This is a genomic window from Flavobacterium ranwuense (assembly GCF_004349315.1).
GTDB classification, from domain to species: Bacteria; Bacteroidota; Bacteroidia; order Flavobacteriales; family Flavobacteriaceae; genus Flavobacterium; species Flavobacterium ranwuense.
The window spans coordinates 71,857-90,690 of the sequence record NZ_SMLH01000010.1; the positions used below are offsets into that span (position 1 = coordinate 71,857).

The window sequence follows — 18,834 nt, forward strand, 5'->3', positions numbered from 1 at the left end:
AATAAAGAAAATAGCTATAAGAAAAGTTTATTTTTGCAGTTATAAAGAAAAATTATGAGATTTCACACTAGAAAATGGGTAAAACCAGAAGATTTAAACCCAAACGGAACCTTATTTGGAGGTAAATTATTGGCTTGGATAGATGAAGAATTGGCTTTATACACCATCATCCAATTAGAAAATACCAGAATTGTAACTAAGCACATGTCTGAAATCAATTTTAGAAGCTCAGCAAAACAAGGTGATATTATAGAAATTGGTATCGATGTTTTAAAATTTGGAAATACTTCGATAACACTAAAATGTGAGGCCAGAAATATGATGACACGCGAAACAATTATCACTATAGATCACACAACAATGGTAAATTTGGATGCTGAAGGAAAACCAAAAGCACACGGAAAAACAGCTATAGAATTTGTAAAGGACCGATTGTAATTCTCCTTGCATTTAATAAAGCCAAAACAAAAAATATTTTTTAGACTTTAAAATCATTTTCGGAGGCAGTTTCAAAAATTTCCAAATCAAAATAGTCTACTGAAGCAATAATATGATCGAATATATCCGACATGATGTACTCGTAATTCTCAAATCGTTTGTCATGTGAAAATGCATAAACTTCAAGCGGAACACCGTGTGAAGTGGATTGCAATTGACGACAAAGCATAAGCATCTCTTTATTTAATCCGGGATAATTGAATAGGTATTCCGTAATATACTTTCGAAACAATCCTAAATTTGTCAAATTTCGTCCGTTAATAGCAATTGATTTATCAATTTTATTACTGAAATTATATTTGTCTATTTCTAATTTTCGGGTGTCAATATAATCCGATATAAGATGAATTTTTTTCAAGTCATTTAATTCTGCTTCTTCCAAAAATCGAATGCTACTTGTTTTAATAAGAATGTGTCTTTTGATACGTCGACCATCTGAATTTAGCATTCCGCGCCAGTTTTGAAACGAATCAGAACTTAAACTGTACGTTGGAATTGTAGTAGTGGTATTATCAAAATTTCGAACTTTCACTGTTGCCAGATTGATTTCAATCACATCACCATCAGCTCCAAATTTATCCATCGTAATCCAGTCCCCAATTCGTACCATATCATTTATAGAGACTTGAACGCTGGATACAAAACCTAAAATGGTATCTCTGAAAATCAAGATTATCACCGCTGAAACAGCTCCTAAAATGGTTAAAAGCTCTTTTTGGTCAATATCAAATAATTTGGAAATAATAACCGTAATCCCAACCGCCCAAAGCACAATCATGATTACCTGAATAAAACTGTCAATAGGTTTGTCGCTGTATCTTGGTTTCAGCTTTAAATAATCACGTAATGCATTGAAAATAGTGCGGATAATCCATAAAACGAGCATTACAATATAAATCCCGACCAGCTTACCAAAAACACCTTCCCAATATTCATATCGTTCTAGAATTATTGGAACCGATTTATAAATAAATAATAGCGGAATTAAATGTGCAATGTATTTTGCCGTTTTATTGGTAACCAGTAAATCATCAAATTTGGTTTTAGTTTTTTGGGCTATCACCGCCATGATCGTTACCAAAATAAGACGAAAGACCACATAAATAAAATACGCCAATACGCAAAGCACAATAATATTTATAATCAGACTCAGATAAGAAGCAAAACTGCTTCCCAATCCCCATTTTTTGAATACAGGATATAGAAAATTGAATATTTTTTCTATTAATTTATACATTTTTCAAGTATTTCTTTTCTATGTAAAAAGTCCCAAAAGGAACTACTGATGCCAGACAAATAATGCCGAATTTTTTCCAATCCCAGGTTTGCTCAAACTTTAGCATTATTGCCAAAATAATATAGGTAACAAACAAAAGTCCGTGTGCCATTCCTATTGGAAATAATAGTGTTTTATAAAGAGTGAAGTTGGTAGGTTTTATAAAAAGCATATTCGAAAATAAAGCCAAGTAAGAAACTCCTTCGAGTAAAGCGATAACCTTGAAAAATTTAAACATAAAAAACAAATTAGATTATAAAAGTAAAAAATTAGGTTTTGAAAAACCGAACTTACTGTTTTTTTATGCCAAAATTAAGTATTATCATTGATTTACCGAGCATTCATTCCTAAAGTAAATTACTTTTGTATTCTTAAACTTTGATAATGAGCAAACGCGATTTAAAAAAATATTTAGCAGAACTTAATAAGGAGCAACTCGAAGAACAAATTATTGAATTGTACGAGAAATTCGCCCCCGTAAAAGTCTATTATAATTTTGTATTCAATCCAAAGGAAGAAACACTTTTGCAGGAATGCAAACTCAAAATTTCGAATGAATACTATCCGGTAAAAAAATTAGGAAGACGCAGTAAACCTAAAATGAGGCGTTCCGTTGCTCAAAAATACATCAAGCATTTTATTCTTTTGGGCGTGGATCCCTTTATAATTGCTGATGTAATGCTCTATAACATTGAAATTGCACAAACGTTTTCATCTGAAAATACTATAAAGAATGACTTATTTTTTAAAAGTATGTTCAATTCTTTTGAACAAGCTGTAATTTTCCTTATTGCAAATGGAATTCTCAATGATTTCAAGCCAAGAATTATAGCCATACATAATCAATCCATTGTACAAAAATGGTATAATGAACCTGAATTCAATGCGACTATAGAGCGATTTGAATATTAAGTCGTTTCATAATTCAATTTTATTTAATCAATCGTATTTTTTTTTAATTAAAATTGACAATTAAACTGTTTTTTAGGCGTATTTTTGCAAAAATCCAACAATAAGCAATGTCCCAAAACACTTTAGAAATAGAAATCGAAGACAAAAAAGAACTTTATGCGTACCAAAAAGGCGACATTGACGCCATCTTTGAGCGCATAGACAATGCACCTCCACAACATCATTTGTTATACCAATTGCCTACTGGTGGTGGGAAAACAGTCGTGTTTTCAGAAATTGTGCGTCGTTATTTATCACAACACGATAAAAAAGTAGTTGTTTTAACACACCGAATTGAGTTGTGTAAACAAACTTCAAAAATGTTGAAGGGTTTTGATGTTAAAAACAAAATCATCAACAGTAAAGTAAAAGAACTTCCGGACCAAAACGATTATTCCTGTTTTGTTGCCATGGTAGAAACTTTGAAAAACCGAATCAATGATGAAAAACTACATTTAGATAATGTAGGATTGGTAATCATCGATGAGGCGCATTACAACTCCTTCAGAAAATTATTAAGCTCTTTCAAAAATGCCTTTATATTAGGAGTTACAGCAACGCCTTTAAGTTCGAATATTAAATTACCCATGCATGAAAGCTACGATGAATTAATAGTAGGAGACACCATTAGTTCGTTGATTGCAAATGGCTTTTTGGCCAAAGCGATTACCTATAGTTATGATGTTGGTTTGACTTCACTGAAAGTAGGTATCAATGGGGATTACACCGTTAAATCATCGGATGATTTGTATACCAATATGGCCATGCAGGAAAAATTATTGCATGCGTATACGGAGAAATCGTTAGGCAAGAAAACCTTGATTTTCAATAATGGTATCAACACCTCTTTATATGTGTATGAAACGTTTAGAGAAGCCGGTTATGCGATTCGTCACTTAGATAACACCAGTAATAACGAAGAAAGAAAAGATATTTTACATTGGTTTAAACATACTCCTGATGCTATTTTAACATCAGTTGGAATTCTTACTACAGGTTTTGATGAGCCGACCGTAGAAACTATAATTTTAAATAGAGCCACAAAATCGTTGACATTATATTATCAAATGATTGGTCGTGGTTCCAGAAAACTACCTAACAAAGACACTTTTAATGTTATCGATTTAGGGAATAATGCCGCACGATTTGGATTATGGAGTGAGCCGGTAAACTGGCAACACATCTTTAAATCACCAGAATTTTACTTGGAAAATTTACGTGATGATACCGAAATTGAATTGTATTTTAAATACAGCATGCCACCAGAATTACGTGCTAAATTCAGTAAAACGGAAGTCGTAACTTTTGATGTCGATGAAGAACATAAACTCATCATCAAACTAAATTTACGTTCAAAAGAAGTGCTAGAAAAATCATTGGATCAGCACGCTGCCATGTGTGTTGATAATTCGGAGACTTTACAAGAAGCTAAAGTATTAGGAAAACTGTTAGATGATGATATCGATTGTCGCATCAAACGCTATTCTAAATGTTTGAGTCAATGCAGTAAAAATTATCGCGAGTGGCTTGTTGACGATTACAAATTAAAACTGGTATTGTTAACCGGGAAAAAATATCGGGAAAAAATCATGAACGAACCGGACGAAGACTAAATTTCTTTTTTAAGGAGCTAATCCCGCTGTACACTATATCTGTCGTGGCGAACCCCGCCACAAAAGGATGCCGTTTCCATCGGGGCTAAAAATTACGTTTACAAAACAACTATTTTTTATAAAAATATAAAATCCAAAAAAATGCCAAAACAATTCTCTGATTTAGGAATTTCAGCACCCATATTAAAAGCGATTACCGAATTGAAAATTGTTGTGCCCACAGAGATTCAGCAAAAAACGATTCCGTTACTTTTATCAAATACTACGGATTTGGTTGGACTTGCTAAAACCGGTACCGGAAAAACGGCGGCTTTTGGATTGCCTATTTTACAATTAATAGATACTGATTTGCCAGTTGTACAAGCTGTTATTTTAGTTCCAACGCGTGAATTAGGCCACCAGATTTTTAGAAATTTAGAAGATTTTTCAAAATATTTGCCTCAAGTTTCTATTGCGGCAACTTGCGGAGGAATTCCTATAAAACCACAAATAGAGCGACTTTCATTGCCAACGCATATTGTAGTGGCAACTCCAGGAAGATTGATTGATTTGATGCAGCGCAAAGCCATAAATTTAAAAGAAACCAAATTCCTTGTGCTCGATGAAGCGGATGAAATGGTGACTATTTTAAAAGAAAGTTTAGACGAGATTGTAGCGGAATTGCCTAAAAATCATAATACTTTTTTGTTTTCGGCAACCATGCCAGGAACCATAAAACAATTGATTCAGAACTATTTGAATAAAAACGTGGTGCAAGTTAGTGCCAACATGGAAACGATAGGAAATCAAGGAATTGACCATGAATATATTGTGGTGGATCCAATTGAAAAACTAGATGTTTTGATGCATTTTTTAAATTCTAAAGAAGGAGAACGCGGAATTATCTTTTGTAAAACGAAAGCTGCAGTCAATAAATTAGCCAAAAACTTAGCCATCAACCGGTTTTCATCAGGAGCACTACACGGAAGTTTATCTCAAGGAATTCGTGACAGAATCATGGAACAATTCCGTGAAGGACATATCAATATATTAGTCGCTACGGATTTAGCAGCAAGAGGAATTGACGTAAAGGAAATTTCTTATGTGGTTAACTACCATTTGCCAGATGTTTATGAAGCATACGTACATCGTAGCGGAAGAACAGCAAGAGCAGGAGCAAAGGGACTTTCTTTGACGGTATTACAACCAGAAGAAGTAGTGGAAATTGCTGATTTTGAAAAGGAATTAGGAATTAAATTCACCCAGTTCAAAAAACCAACTGTTGCCAGCATCGAAGAAAATAACACCTTGTTATGGGCCAAGCAAATCTTCAAGACAAAACCCAATCATGATGTTGCTCCAGAATTAAAAGAAAAAATAAAAACTGTTTTTCATCATTTGACTAAAGATGAATTGATTGAAAAATTATTGGCTAATTATATGCTTCAAAACAAAAATGAACCTTTAGAAAAGCCCGTTAAAAAACTAAAAAAGAACTAATATTTAAAGTTTTTTTAATATTTTAGATTATAACAGCATCCGTAAATAGTGTATATTTATGGATGCTTTTTTATTTTAAACTATAAAAATACGATATGGAAATTATAATAATAGGAGGAGGATTTGCAGGATTAAATCTTGCTAAAGAACTAGTAAATGAAAAAGGAATCAATGTAACGCTCGTTGACAAAAATAATTATAATTTCTTTCCGCCACTAATATATCAGGTTGCTACCGCTTTTTTAGAACCCTCAAGTATCAGTTACCCTTTTCGGAAATTTTTCTCGGGTAAAAAAAATCTACAATTCCGTCTGGGAAACCTATTAAAAGTAAACCCTTCAGAAAACAAAATCATTCTTAACAATGGAGAATTAGAGTACGATTACTTGGTTTTTGCTACAGGTGCCGAAACGAGTTATTTTGGAATGGAAAACGTAAAGAAAAATGCCATCCCTATGAAAACGCTCAATGATGCCATTGTAATGCGTAATACATTGTTGAAAAATTTAGAAAAAGCAGCCATTTGTAAAGACATTCGCGAACGCAGAAAATTGTTAACCATTGTGGTTGCCGGCGGTGGACCTACAGGTGTTGAAGTTTCGGGAATGTTTGCTGAGATGCGCAAAAATATTTTGCTAAAAGAATACCCGGAATTAAGCACTACAGCGAGCAATATTTATCTAGTTGACGGTGCCAATGCCGTATTATCTCCAATGAGTAAAGCCTCACAAGAAGACACACTTGAAGCGTTGACAAAATTAGGTGTTGTAGTGAAATTAAATACCACTGTTGTGGATTATATCGATGACACGGTATATTTTGGAAATGGAGAAACGATACAAACCAAAAATTTAATTTGGGCAGCGGGAGTTTCTGCAAAAGTTTTCGAAGGAATTCCAGCTGAAAGTTATGGCCGTGGAAAAAGAATGGCTACTGATGCTTTTAATAAAGTTAATGGTACTAAAAATATCTTTGCAATCGGCGATACTTGTATTCAACTTACAGATGAAGATTTCCCAAATGGTCATCCACAAGTGGCGCAAGTTGCGATTCAACAAGGAATAAATTTGGCAAATAACTTTAAGCTACTGAACCAAAACAAGCCATTAAAACCCTTTAAATATAATGATAAAGGATCTATGGCTATAATTGGTAAAAACAAGGCTGTAGTTGATTTACCAAAACCAAAAATGCATTTCAAAGGATTTTTTGCCTGGATAATATGGCTCTTTATTCATCTCATTTCATTGATAACGTATCGCAACAGGGTGAAAACATTCTTCAATTGGATGATTGCTTATTTTGCAAAAGATCAATCTTTACGTATGATTATCAGGCCTGATAAAAAGATAAAAACAGAACCAAAACAACAATAAATCAAATTACAATTAATGAACTAATGCAATTCCTTCATCGTGAGAAGTTGCAATAGTTTTTTTAATGTTTCGTTTTCCAAAAATTAAAATGATTAATGCCAAAATTGTTGAAACAGTCATAATCACAACCATTGGTAAAATAGAATTTTTCACAAAAACACCAACGGAAAATGAAGCTAAAGCTCCTAACCCTAATTGAATAGCACCCATCAAAGCCGATGCACTTCCCGCATTTCTTGAAAAAGGAGCCATGGTAAGTCCCGCTGTATTGGGATTTGAAATTCCTAAACAAGCTAAGAATAAAAATAGCATAGCAATAGTTTCATATAAGCCTAAAAGATTATTTATCGACAATGTGAGGAATGAAACACTGATAATTGTCTGCGAAATCAAAGCGCCAAAAATCATTTGCTCACTTTTGAATCTATTTAATAATACGGAATTAAGCTGGCTGGCAATAATAAAACTCAAAGACATAAAGGCAAATATCCAGCCGTAGGTTTTTGCGTCTACTTTGAAAATATCCATAAATAAAATGGGAGAAGCTGCCACATAAGTAAACAATCCGGAGAAAGCCACAGAACCTGTAAAAGCATACGTGTAAAACTGGGGTTCTTTTACGATTTTTATAAAATTGGAAATAATAGGTCTGGGTTTTAATGAAATTGAAATGTCTGGTTTGTACGTATTTGGCAAGCCAATTTGAGCAGCTAAAAGAATGACAATTCCAATGCACATCAATATAAAAAAGACAGTATGCCAACCATAATCTTCCGTGACATAACCACCAATAGTTGGTGCTAACATTGGCGAAAGCCCGACAACAAGCATCAATAAAGAGAATACTTTAGGAATATCTTTCACAGGAAATAAATCACGAACCATAGAAACCGAAGCCACAGTTGCCGCACAACTGCCCACAGCCTGAATGAATCGTAAACCAATAAAAGTATCAATGTCAGTTACAAAAACACAACCTAATGAAGCCAAGATATACCCTAACAAACCTATAAATAATGGTTTTTTTCGACCAAAACGGTCTAATAATGGTCCATAAAGCAATTGTCCCGCAGAAATTCCAATGAAATAACTGGACAAAGTCATGGAAACATTAGCTACTGAAGTATTCAAATCTTTAGCGATTCCTGCAAAACCAGGTAAATACATATCGATCGAAAATGGACCGAGCGCTGTTAATGATCCTAAAATTAGAATTAATTTAATATATTTTGTTTTTGTGATTGATTTATTGGTCATCAAATTGCTTTTTTTTAATTTTTTGCAAAGGTAAATATTTAAAAGGCGAATCAAATGTTAGATCCAATAAATTTAACATGCTGCAAAAACAGATTGTATGAAATGAAGCAATTAATGTTTAACTAATAGCATGATTCCGGACAGAAAAAGAAGTCCTAACATAATTCTCTTAAAAAAAACCTCATTTAATTTTAAATATACCTTATTACCTAATACCAAAGCCAGTATAAAAAAAGGTAAAACATACAATGAATTGTACAATTGATTTACGGTTAAAATCCCTTCAAAAACAAGGACAGGAATTCGCATCAATGTTACCAAACCCAAAACACCAAACATAGTGGCACGCAAAGTCTTTAAATCTGAGGTTTCGTTTTTTACAATTATTAAATATAAAGGCCCGCCCGTTGAAAAAACACCTGAAAAAAAACCGCCTAAAAACCCAAAAAAATATTTCATTTTTGAGATTAACTGTATTTCTTTTTTTTCTTTTAAACTATTTAAAACAAACAGAATTATAAATACGCCTAACGCTTTTTTAAGAATTACGGGTTGGCCGTATGCTAACACTACAATCCCAATTAGTAGTCCCAAAAATGATGATAAAGCTAATTTTTTAAGAAGTGGTTTATCAATGTAATTCCATTCTTTGTACACATGGATAGGAGTCGAAATAAAATAAAATATAGATAAATACCCAATTGCATCTGGTAGTGGCATTACAAATAATAAAAACGGTAACGCAATTAAAGCACCCGCAAATCCGGTAATAGTTTGAACAAAAAAACCAGTGAAAATTCCAATAGTAAGCAGCAATAACATCATATCCATAGTGCAAAATTAGAATAACATATAGCTAAATTAAAATTTAATCAACGGATTTAGTTTCATTATTCCATAATATAAATGTAATTTAGCCTATATTAAAGCTTTATTTATGGCAGATACACTTGATTTAAAAATATTAGAAAGTCTTAAAATTAATTCCAGGACTTCATTTGTAGAAATTGGTAAACAAATAGGACTTTCGCCATCATCAGTTAGAGAACGTGTTCAAAAATTAGAAGATACTGAAGTTATAAAAGGATATAATGTTCAACTCAATAATAAAAAACTTGGCTTTGGCTTAGAAGTTTTTATTATGTTCAAATTATTTAGTGGAAAACTAAAAATATTTTGTGATGATTTGAAACAGTTTCCTGAAATATATGAAATTTACAGAATTACTGGAACTCATAATATTTTCATGAAAGTAGTTTTAATAGACCAATTGCATCTGCAACAATTTATCGACAGACTTTTAGTTTATGGAGAGCCTACAACACATTTAATCTTATCAGATTTGAAGGATTTGTAACTTTATGCTTTTTTCTAGATTGTACAAAAGCTAGAATATTCTATTGTGATAAAATGCACTATAATTTATATTATGTAAAATAGAATTTTTTTAAATACAATCAAAGAATCAATTTAAGTAAAACAAAAAAGCATTACCTATTGGTAATGCCTTATAGAATTATAAAATAATTTTATTGTACAGAAATTGGTATACTCCAGTTATCCCAACTTAAAGCAATATTGTTTTTATCAATTGTATAAACTAATTTTTCAGTTGCTGATTTTGCAATTTGCTGTTTAACAGTAACTCTTAACTGATCTTCTTTTTCTTTGTATTTATAAGCTCCCCATTGTTTAGCTTCTTTATTAAAAATGATAATACATTCTTTTTCATTTGGTATAATAAAGAAAGAATATTTACCCGCAGGTAATTTAGATCCGTCAATAGTTAGCTCTTTGTCAGTTTCGAAAGTTGTGGCGTCGTTTGCACCTGCACGCCAAACTTGATTAAACGGAACCAACTTTCCCCAGATTTCTCTAGCTCTTACAGATGGGCTTCCATAATTGATACTAATGGTTGCCCCATTAATTTTCCCTGAAACAACCTCTTTTGTACTGGAAGGTTTCTCTTGAGCACTTAAAGAATTTATAATCAAAAATGCGATAAGTAAAAGATGTATTTTTTTTAGTAATCTCATGATTTAAAATGATTTAGTTTATCCTATAAAAATAAAATAACTTCATTTAATTTAGCATAATTCCCTTTAATTTTAAGAAAAAATTAAGAAATTTATAAATTAGTTGTTTTACTACAATAATGACAGCATTATAATTTATTATTTTATTATTTTTACAAACAATACACCATTTATTTGACCAACTATGAATACAATTGCTGAGCACATTGCCGATTTTTTAAAGGAATATCCGCCATTTAATCACTTGACATTTGAAGAGTTGTCCGAAATAGCTATGAGCATTCGCGTTGTAAATTTAGAAAAACACAAAATATTATTTCAAATAAATGATCTTTTACACGATAGTTTTTATGTAGTTGCTTCAGGAGTTATTAACTTATCTGTTATAGCAGATGCTGAAGAAACTTTATTAAACAAATGTAACGAAGGAGATATTTTTGGCTTACGTCCCTTTTTTGCTAAAAACAACTATATGATGACGGCCAAAGCCAGAGAAGAAAGCATTGTTTATGCTATTCCTATAGCCACTTTCCGCCCTTTTGTAGTCAATAATTCAGAAGTTCTGAACTTTTTGCTGGAGAGTTTTGCAACGAATACGCGAAATCCAAAAGACAAAGAAAATTTAAGAGGTAAACTGATCTCTGACAATGTTTTCTATTCTGACCAGCAATCAGAAATGCAGTATTTTCAATCTTTATCCTATAATACATCACCATTAAAAACGACAATTACAGCAATTGTACAAGATGTTGCTCAGCAAATGACTGAAACATTAAAAAACAATATAATAATTTGTGACAATAACTTTCCTATCGGAATTGTGACAGACAGTGATATGCGTTCCAAAATTGCAACCGGTCGCTTTCCTGTAACAGTTTCAGTAGATAAAGTAATGTCATCTCCTGTTATTACTGTGGTGGAGAATGTCTCCTTGGCCGAAGCTCAATTATTGATGTTGAAACATAATGTGACCCATTTATGCGTCACACAAGACGGAACTGATAAATCTGATGTAAAAGGAGTCATTTCTGAACATGATTTGATAGTTGCCCAAGCAAATAATCCCGGTGTTTTAATTAAAGAGATTAAGCGTTCACAAAACCCTAAGGAATTAAAACAAATTAGAGAACGTTTAACGGATTTAATCCAAACCTCTATTTCTAAAAACATACCGCTTTCTCACGTTTTCAATATTGCCAGTGAAATCAATTTAGCTATTATTAAACGCTCTGTAGAGTTATCAATTTTAGATTTAGGTTCCCCTCCTGCCCGTTTTGCTTGGCTAAGTATTGGAAGCCAGGGAAGAAAAGAACAGTTATTATTAACCGATCAAGACAGTATCTTGATTTTTGAAGATGTTTCAGCAGATAAATATCGAGAAGTGAAAGATTACTTCCTTAAACTTGGAAAAAGAACAACCGCTACACTCGAAAAAATTGGTTATGAATTATGTCCAAACGGACATATGGGGAGTAATATGCTTTGGTGTAAATCACTGACTGACTGGACTAAACAATATGACAGCTGGATGAATACTCCAGGTGAAAATAGTAATGATTTAAGTAGTATTTTCTTTGATTATGAAATTACTTTTGGAGAACAAAAAATTGAAGATGCAATTGGAAATGTTGTTTTTAAAAATGCAAAAAATAATACTCTATTCTTTGATTTCTTAGGAAATGATGCTTTAAGAAAAAACTCACCGCTGACTTTTTTCAAAAATTTCAATATAGAAGAAGAAGGCCCGAACAAAGATAAATTTGACATAAAAACGCGTGCTTTGATGCCATTAATTGACGGTGCTCGATTATTGACCTTAAATTTTGATATACGAGGAATCAATAACACATTTCAGCGATTCAAGCAGTTAGCTATTGCAGATCCTAAACATGCTGAAATTTATCTTAATTCTGCGGAAGCCTTTTTGATTCTATCAAAATTCAGAACCTTAGAAGGTTTAAAAAATGATAATTCAGGCCAATTTATAAATTTGAATGAATTATCAAAAATTGATAGAGAAAAATTAAAAAATGCTTTAACTCCTATGAGAGAATTGGAAGAATTAATAAAAAATAAATTTCAACTTACTCAATTTTCATAATTATGTTAGACTGGTTAAAAAATATTAATAAAGAATATCCAGAATTCTGGAAAACCTATCTTTCTAAATTTGATAAGAAATCAGCCCGTTTTGTTGTTTTGTCAACAGAAACTTCTGGCATGAATCCTGTCAAAGATGTTATTTTATCCATTGGTTCTTTTGCAGTAGTCGACAATAGTATTGTCATCGGTGATAGTTTTGAAGCGGTTTTGTTACAATACAAATTTCTTCATGATAACGGTCTTTCAAATGAATTTTTGGTTGAAAGTAAAATGAAAAAATTAGGAGAATCAGAAGCTATAAAATTGTTAATTGAGTTTATTGGAAATTCAGTTTTAGTTGGTCATCACATTGATTTTGATGTTGAAATGATTAACGCAACATTAGAAAGGCTGGACTGTGGCAGATTGAAAAATGAAGCTTTGGATGTTGATATTATGCACAGAAAACTGCATGATATTAATGATAAACAATTTTCTCTTGATGAACTTTGTACGGTATATAATATTCCTAAAAGTGACCGAAATTCTTCTGCTGAAGATGCTTATAAAACTGCATTATTATTCTTGAAATTAAAATCAAAACTTGGAATAAAATAATCTTTATTCTAATCAATCAGAGTGATTCCTTCCCAAAATCGTCCGTGATGACTTATAGAAACGGGTTTGATTATTTTAGTTTGCTTGTCAATTATAAAAGGAATTCCATTAGCTTTACTAACTGTCTCGTTTGAATTTATTTTTTTTATAGCATCAAAATTTTCTTTTTTCACCACGGCAATTGTATGTACAAATGCATTAGAAATTATAGTTTTAGTAAAATACGTATTCCCTTTTATTGAGACTGAACCTGAAATTTCATTTTCATAACTGCATTCTAATTGTAAAGGGAAATACCCTCTAATTCCTGTTTCTCTGTTATAGATTTTATATGCTGCTTCTTTTCTACTCCATAAATTCCAAATCATAATTTCAGGATTTTCGTTGTCGGCTATCAGTAATTGTTCTTTTACAGTAAAGATTTTGTCTAAAAACCGGTTCCGTTTCCAATTACTTTCTTTTCTGGCCAAAGCCAAATCTACGATATCATTTCCAATCATTTTTTATTGACTTTTTTTCACTGCTAATTCACTGATTTTTCTCGGATAATTTAGTTTCAATAATTTCCAATGCCGATTTTACGTTAACCATGCGCTCCATAGCTTCATTGTCAATTACAATATCATATTTCTCTTCTATATCCAAAATAATATCTACTAAATTAGCAGAATTGATCTTCAAGTCATTTATAAAATCAGTATCTTCCGTAAGCGCATCAAAAGCCTCTTGATTTTGAATATACGGTTTTACTATATTTTTTAATTCTTTAATTGTTTGTTCTTTATTCATATTGCTTGGTTATTTAGTTTACAGCTATTAAAAAACTTAAAAATACAATGTCTTAATAGTTGAATTCTAGTTGATTATTATTGATTTTTGGATTCGGGATTAGATTTAAATTTCTTAAAAATTACGCATCCATTCACATCTCCAAAGCCAAAACTGGCTTTTGCAATTATATTTAATTCTTTTTCAATCAGTTGTTGTGGTATTCTCGATTCATCAATTATTGCTGTGATTTCAGGATGCAAATCAGCACAATTGATATTTGGAAAAACAAATCCGTGATGCAATTGCAATACCGAAGCCACACTTTCGATACTTCCCGCACCTGATAAGCAATGACCTACCATTGATTTTAAAGAGTTTATGTATGGAAATTCTTTTCCTTTTCTACCCAAAGCTTCACTCCAATTCTGAATTTCTAAACTGTCTTTCGATGTGGCCGTCAAATGTCCGTTGATTGCGTCTATTTCATTGGCGTTGATTCCAGCATTAATCAAAGCATTCTGGATGCATTTTTGTACAGCAATAGGATTTGGAGCTGTCATTGTTCCTAGTCCGCGTTGTCCACCGGAATTTACATTTCCACCTAAAACTTCTGCGTAAATTGTAGCGCCCCGTGCGATCGCAGTTTCTAAATCCTCCAAGACTAAAGCTCCTGCTCCACTTCCCGGAACAAATCCTGAAGCACTAGCAGACATTGGCCTTGAGCCTTGCTCCGGATTTTCATTATGCTTAAAAGTACATACTTTCATGGCGTCAAAACCACCCCAAATATAAGGTCCGGAATCACTGGTACTTCCTGCTAAAATTCGTTTTGCTTGCCCAAATTTAATTCGCTCGTACGCCATCAAAATACTTTCGGTTCCTGTCGTGCAAGCCGAGGAATTAGTTGTCACTTGGTCCCCTAAACCTAATTTTCCTCCTAAATAAGCGCTAACGCCACTATTCATGGTTTGTGCCACAGCTGTACTTCCCAATCTTCGGACTTGTAAATCGTCAATTTTGTACATGCTTTCTCGAAATTTATTGATTCCTGATGTTGATGTTCCAAAAATAGTTCCGCTGTTCCAATCCGGCTCTTCATTGATTTCTAAAGATAATCCTGCATCTTTCCAAGCATCAATTCCAGCAATTACGCCATATAAAATCCCCGTAGAATTGAAGTTACGCAACTCCAATTCAGAGAAGTATTGCAATGATAATTCAGTAGAAATTTCAGGCTTTCCGGAAATCTGACAGGAGAATTGCAATCTTTCCAATTCTGGATCGTGTTTAATACCCGAAATCCCATTTTTGATGGCATTAGTAAACGCATCAAGTCCTACTCCATTTGGAGCAACAACACCAAGACCGGTAATTACAACTCTTTTTTGCATATATGCTGAATTTATTTCAGTATCCATTGATTTTTTTGAACCATTAAATACTAAGAATATTAAGTTTTTTCAATCTTAAACTATCATTCCCGCAATAGTTCCCATACAAACTTCTTCACCTTTTGCGTTTTTCATGATGACTTTACATTTTAATTTTCCAAATCTAAAATATATTTTTTCCGAAATTACGGTTACTTTCTCCTTTGGAAAAACAGGTTTTAAAAATTCTATTTCAGTTGATGTTAAAGCAATTGAAGCAGTTTTATTAAATGAATTATCGAATAAAAACACCCCCAGACAAACCAATCCAATTTGCGCCATGACTTCAGTTAAAATCACGCCTGGTGTAACTGGCATCTCCTTAAAATGTCCTTTATAAAAATCAAGATTTTCATCGAAAGTATATGTACCTTCAACCCCATTTTCATTAATGTGAACAATTTCGTCCACAAATAAAAAGGGTTTCGAATACGGTAATTGGGCTATTATTTCTTCGTTATTCATTTTCCTGTCTAAAACTGTAATAATACTCTTTGCGCCGAAAATCCTGGGCCAAAACTCAGCATCAATCCTTTATCACCTTTTTTTGGATTATCATCCATAATTCGTTCCAAAACATACAAAACAGTAGCGCTCGACATATTCCCGTATAAACGCAAAACTTCTTTAGTATCGTTTATATTTTTTCCTAAATCAGAAAATAAGCCTTCTACAGTTTGGACAATTTTCTTTCCACCAGGATGAAAAATCAAATGGTCTATATCCTCCATTTTTAAGCTATTTTTTGTTAAAAATGGATGAATTATATCCGGAAAATGAGATGAAATAGTTTCTGGAACTTCAATATCCAACACCATTTGCAAACCTGAATCCGTTAGTTTAAAACCCATCATGTGGATATTATCATAAAAATGATACATTTCCTCTGCTAGAATTTCCGGTCCTTCATCGTTTTCATGGGAAGAAAGCAATACACAAGCCGCTCCATCTCCAAAAATAGCCGCGCTTACAATATTTGCCATTGAAAAATCATCCAATTGAAACGTTGCTGACGGGCTTTCAACTGCAATTACTGCTGCCCGTTTCCCTGGATTGGCCTGCAAGAAATTTTTAGCATAAATAATTCCCGAAATTCCTGCTGCACAACCCATTTCTGTAACCGGAAGACGCACAATATCCTGACGTAATTTCAACTTATTGATTAAATAGGCATCTAATGACGGAATCATAATTCCAGTACAGCTCACAGTAATGATGTAATCTAAATCTTCCGGATTCCAATTGGCTTTTTGCAACGCTTTATCCAATACTTTTTCGCCTAAATCGATGACTTCACGAACATAAATATCGTTTTTTTCTTCAAAAGAATTTTTAGTAAAAACGGCAATGGGATCCATAATGGAATACCGTTTATCAACGGCTGCTCCCTCAAAAATTTTCTTTACTTTTCTGATAAAACGTTCGTCTTGCCCAATGAGCCAAGCATCAAGAAATGGGATAATTTCGTCTGTATTCCTTGAATATTTGGGTAATTGTTTGGTAACACACTTTATTTTTACACTCATAATTTTTTAGCCACGAATTATATAAATTAACACGAATTTCAAATCTATTCGTCTATTGTCTTTTTAGTCTTTCCATATAATCCATTGGTAGCGGAAAGCCCATTTCCATTGAATTTTATATTTTTTAAAATTTAATTTTTCTGAAAAACGAACCAATTCTTCTTTTTTAAAACCTCTTAGAATCGAAGTTAATCCATCCTGTCTCGGCACATTATTCAATCGGAACACAAAACATAATGCTTGAAATAATCGGTATGCAACTGAACTTCTATGCAAGTCATTAATAACAATTCCAACATTCGAATTTTTATAAAACACATTCAATAAATCAATAATCTCACTGTCTTTAAAATGATGCAACGTTAACGTGCAAAGTACAATATCATATTTTAATTCCTCAAAAGGTTTATCGAATATATCCTGACAACGATACCTAATATTTGGATAATTTTCAGATAATTTCTGAGCATGATTAATGGTAAAATTGTTAGCATCAACCCCAATTAATTGAAAATTCAAATTGTTTTTTAGCCCATAAGCGGCTAATGTTCGTAACATATCTCCGTTTCCACATCCTACATCTACTATTGTGATTCCTTTTGATTTAGAAATTTTTGCGGTCAATTCCTGAACTCCACGTAAAGTTAAGAGGTTTCCTCCTAAAAGCTGGTTGATTTTGGCAATTTTATCCAATGCATCACGCAAGATTTCTCCTTCCATGGCAAAATTATCCATCGTTTCAAGCGTATCAGTTCTGAATTTGGTGTTTAGAAACATCTATGGATTTAAAGTTATGGGATTTCCGTGCGTTTTCTTTATAATTTTGGATAATAAAAATGGAAATATAATTAATATACGCATCAATGTTGCTGAAAGTTTTTGTTTTTGCAAAAGATTCGATAACAATCGACCCGTTTCAAGCCTTTTCTTGAAATTAAAATTCCATTCCTGAATGTATTTTTCTTCTAGTTCATTTCTGGATTCAATTCCATTGGTATAATATTTAGTAACTAATTCTGAAACAATTTTGGCGCTGTGGATTGCCATTGCCATTCCGTTGCCACACAAAGGATGAATTAGTCCTGCAGTATCGCCAATCATTAAAATATGATTTTCAACGGCTTGTTTTTTCTCAAAAGAAATTTGACTTATGGTTAAAGGTTTTTCAAAAAGCAAATTACTTTTTTCGAAAATTGTTTTTAAATGTGGATTTTGAAAAACTACCTTGTTTTGATATTCCTCTATATTTTTAAACTGTTTGAAAGTCTCGTAATCTGCTAAATAACAGATATTAATCCTGTCTTTTTCGACTTTAGAAACACCACAATATCCTCCTTTAAAATTATGTAAACCAACCAAATCATTAGGAAAATTTCCCGAATAATGTGCTTTTATGGCTAACCAAGGAGACTTCTTCTGGATGAAATTGCGATTCAATTTCTGATCAATATTAGAACGTTTTCCGAAAGCACCGATTACAATTTCTGATTTAAAAACCGTTTGATTTGAAGTAGTAATAATAAACTCATTTTTATCAAAAACTACACTTTCAACATTATCCTGAAGAATTTTGCAACCATTTTCAATTGCTTTTTTATATAAGTATTCGTCTAAAGCAAAACGACTAATTCCGAAACCACCAAGAGGCAGAACACTTTTAATTGTTTTTCCGCTTGCTGTTGAAAACTCAAGCTTGGTGATATTTGTGGGTTGTAAATCAGTAATATTTAAATCCAACCAATTGAGATAAGGCAAGACTTCATTTGATATATATTCTCCACAAACTTTATGCTTTGGAAATTCATTTTTTTCAATTACAATGACTTGAAGTCCAATTTTAGACAAATGAATCGCCGCAGTCAATCCTGCTAAACCACCACCAATAATTAAAACTTCATTGTTTTTCATAGAGAAGTAAATT

Annotated in this window: 20 protein-coding genes; 8 read left to right on the forward strand and 12 right to left on the reverse strand. The window is 32.5% G+C overall.

Annotated features, from left to right (window positions below; all coding sequences use genetic code 11):
* Positions 1-54: 54 nt before the first annotated feature.
* Entirely contained in the window at positions 55-438 is a 384-nt protein-coding gene (locus E0I61_RS14360) for an acyl-CoA thioesterase (RefSeq protein WP_132072242.1), read from the forward strand.
* Between the two features lie 40 nt (positions 439-478).
* Here the strand turns inward: E0I61_RS14360 and E0I61_RS14365 are convergent, their stop codons facing one another.
* The gene (locus tag E0I61_RS14365; protein ID WP_132072244.1) at positions 479-1,735 is read right to left on the reverse strand and encodes a mechanosensitive ion channel family protein; all 1,257 of its coding nucleotides are present in this window, start codon (positions 1,733-1,735) and stop codon (positions 479-481) included.
* Positions 1,728-2,012 carry a DUF3817 domain-containing protein gene (locus tag E0I61_RS14370; RefSeq protein ID WP_132072246.1) on the reverse strand — a complete coding sequence of 95 codons (285 nt, stop codon included), beginning with the start codon at positions 2,010-2,012 and terminating at the stop codon, positions 1,728-1,730. The genes E0I61_RS14365 and E0I61_RS14370 overlap by 8 nt, the downstream gene beginning before the upstream one ends.
* A 146-nt stretch (positions 2,013-2,158) precedes the next feature.
* Between E0I61_RS14370 and E0I61_RS14375 the strand changes: the two genes are divergently transcribed.
* The 4 genes from E0I61_RS14375 (at position 2,159) to E0I61_RS14390 (ending at position 7,193) form a co-directional block, all read left to right on the forward strand.
* Complete coding sequence (locus E0I61_RS14375) at positions 2,159-2,686, forward strand: DUF6155 family protein (protein WP_132072248.1); 528 nt, start codon at positions 2,159-2,161, stop codon at positions 2,684-2,686.
* A gap of 107 nt (positions 2,687-2,793) precedes the next feature.
* Positions 2,794-4,338, forward strand: a complete 1,545-nt coding sequence (locus E0I61_RS14380) for a DEAD/DEAH box helicase (protein ID WP_132072250.1) — start codon at positions 2,794-2,796, stop codon at positions 4,336-4,338.
* Between the two features lie 141 nt (positions 4,339-4,479).
* On the forward strand, positions 4,480-5,817 hold the full coding sequence (locus E0I61_RS14385) for a DEAD/DEAH box helicase (protein WP_132072252.1): 1,338 nt from the start codon (positions 4,480-4,482) through the stop codon (positions 5,815-5,817).
* 95 nt (positions 5,818-5,912) lie between these two features.
* Positions 5,913-7,193: an NAD(P)/FAD-dependent oxidoreductase gene (locus tag E0I61_RS14390; protein WP_132072254.1), complete on the forward strand. Its 1,281-nt coding sequence runs from the start codon at positions 5,913-5,915 to the stop codon at positions 7,191-7,193.
* Positions 7,194-7,205: 12 nt separating this feature from the next.
* Here the strand turns inward: E0I61_RS14390 and E0I61_RS14395 are convergent, their stop codons facing one another.
* Positions 7,206-8,435 (reverse strand): multidrug effflux MFS transporter, encoded by a 1,230-nt coding sequence (locus E0I61_RS14395; protein WP_132072359.1) that lies wholly within the window; start codon positions 8,433-8,435, stop codon positions 7,206-7,208.
* Positions 8,436-8,561: 126 nt separating this feature from the next.
* Positions 8,562-9,281, reverse strand: coding sequence for a sulfite exporter TauE/SafE family protein (locus E0I61_RS14400; protein ID WP_132072255.1), 720 nt, complete (start codon positions 9,279-9,281; stop codon positions 8,562-8,564).
* Between the two features lie 106 nt (positions 9,282-9,387).
* Between E0I61_RS14400 and E0I61_RS14405 the strand changes: the two genes are divergently transcribed.
* Entirely contained in the window at positions 9,388-9,807 is a 420-nt protein-coding gene (locus tag E0I61_RS14405) for an Lrp/AsnC family transcriptional regulator (RefSeq protein ID WP_131997660.1), read from the forward strand.
* 172 nt (positions 9,808-9,979) lie between these two features.
* Here the strand turns inward: E0I61_RS14405 and E0I61_RS14410 are convergent, their stop codons facing one another.
* Complete coding sequence (locus tag E0I61_RS14410; protein WP_132072257.1) at positions 9,980-10,486, reverse strand: DUF2911 domain-containing protein; 507 nt, start codon at positions 10,484-10,486, stop codon at positions 9,980-9,982.
* A gap of 184 nt (positions 10,487-10,670) precedes the next feature.
* Between E0I61_RS14410 and E0I61_RS14415 the strand changes: the two genes are divergently transcribed.
* Positions 10,671-12,587 carry a DUF294 nucleotidyltransferase-like domain-containing protein gene (locus E0I61_RS14415; RefSeq protein ID WP_132072259.1) on the forward strand — a complete coding sequence of 639 codons (1,917 nt, stop codon included), beginning with the start codon at positions 10,671-10,673 and terminating at the stop codon, positions 12,585-12,587.
* Positions 12,588-12,589: 2 nt separating this feature from the next.
* Entirely contained in the window at positions 12,590-13,186 is a 597-nt protein-coding gene (locus E0I61_RS14420) for a 3'-5' exonuclease (RefSeq protein WP_131997650.1), read from the forward strand.
* An 8-nt stretch (positions 13,187-13,194) separates the two neighbouring features.
* Here E0I61_RS14420 and E0I61_RS14425 read toward each other — a convergent pair whose 3' ends face one another.
* The 7 genes from E0I61_RS14425 to E0I61_RS14455 all read right to left on the reverse strand — a co-directional run bounded on the left by E0I61_RS14425 (position 13,195) and on the right by E0I61_RS14455 (position 18,821).
* Positions 13,195-13,686, reverse strand: a complete 492-nt coding sequence (locus tag E0I61_RS14425) for a 4'-phosphopantetheinyl transferase family protein (RefSeq protein ID WP_132072261.1) — start codon at positions 13,684-13,686, stop codon at positions 13,195-13,197.
* 28 nt (positions 13,687-13,714) lie between these two features.
* Positions 13,715-13,975, reverse strand: coding sequence for an acyl carrier protein (locus E0I61_RS14430; RefSeq protein WP_131997644.1), 261 nt, complete (start codon positions 13,973-13,975; stop codon positions 13,715-13,717).
* 77 nt (positions 13,976-14,052) lie between these two features.
* Complete coding sequence (locus E0I61_RS14435; protein WP_132072263.1) at positions 14,053-15,348, reverse strand: beta-ketoacyl-[acyl-carrier-protein] synthase family protein; 1,296 nt, start codon at positions 15,346-15,348, stop codon at positions 14,053-14,055.
* A gap of 75 nt (positions 15,349-15,423) precedes the next feature.
* Positions 15,424-15,852: a 3-hydroxyacyl-ACP dehydratase FabZ family protein gene (locus E0I61_RS14440; protein ID WP_132072265.1), complete on the reverse strand. Its 429-nt coding sequence runs from the start codon at positions 15,850-15,852 to the stop codon at positions 15,424-15,426.
* 8 nt (positions 15,853-15,860) lie between these two features.
* The gene (locus E0I61_RS14445; protein ID WP_132072267.1) at positions 15,861-16,913 is read right to left on the reverse strand and encodes a type III polyketide synthase; all 1,053 of its coding nucleotides are present in this window, start codon (positions 16,911-16,913) and stop codon (positions 15,861-15,863) included.
* A gap of 63 nt (positions 16,914-16,976) precedes the next feature.
* Positions 16,977-17,690, reverse strand: coding sequence for a methyltransferase domain-containing protein (locus tag E0I61_RS14450; RefSeq protein WP_131997632.1), 714 nt, complete (start codon positions 17,688-17,690; stop codon positions 16,977-16,979).
* On the reverse strand, positions 17,691-18,821 hold the full coding sequence (locus tag E0I61_RS14455; RefSeq protein WP_132072269.1) for an NAD(P)/FAD-dependent oxidoreductase: 1,131 nt from the start codon (positions 18,819-18,821) through the stop codon (positions 17,691-17,693). It lies immediately after the preceding gene.
* Positions 18,822-18,834: the final 13 nt, after the last annotated feature.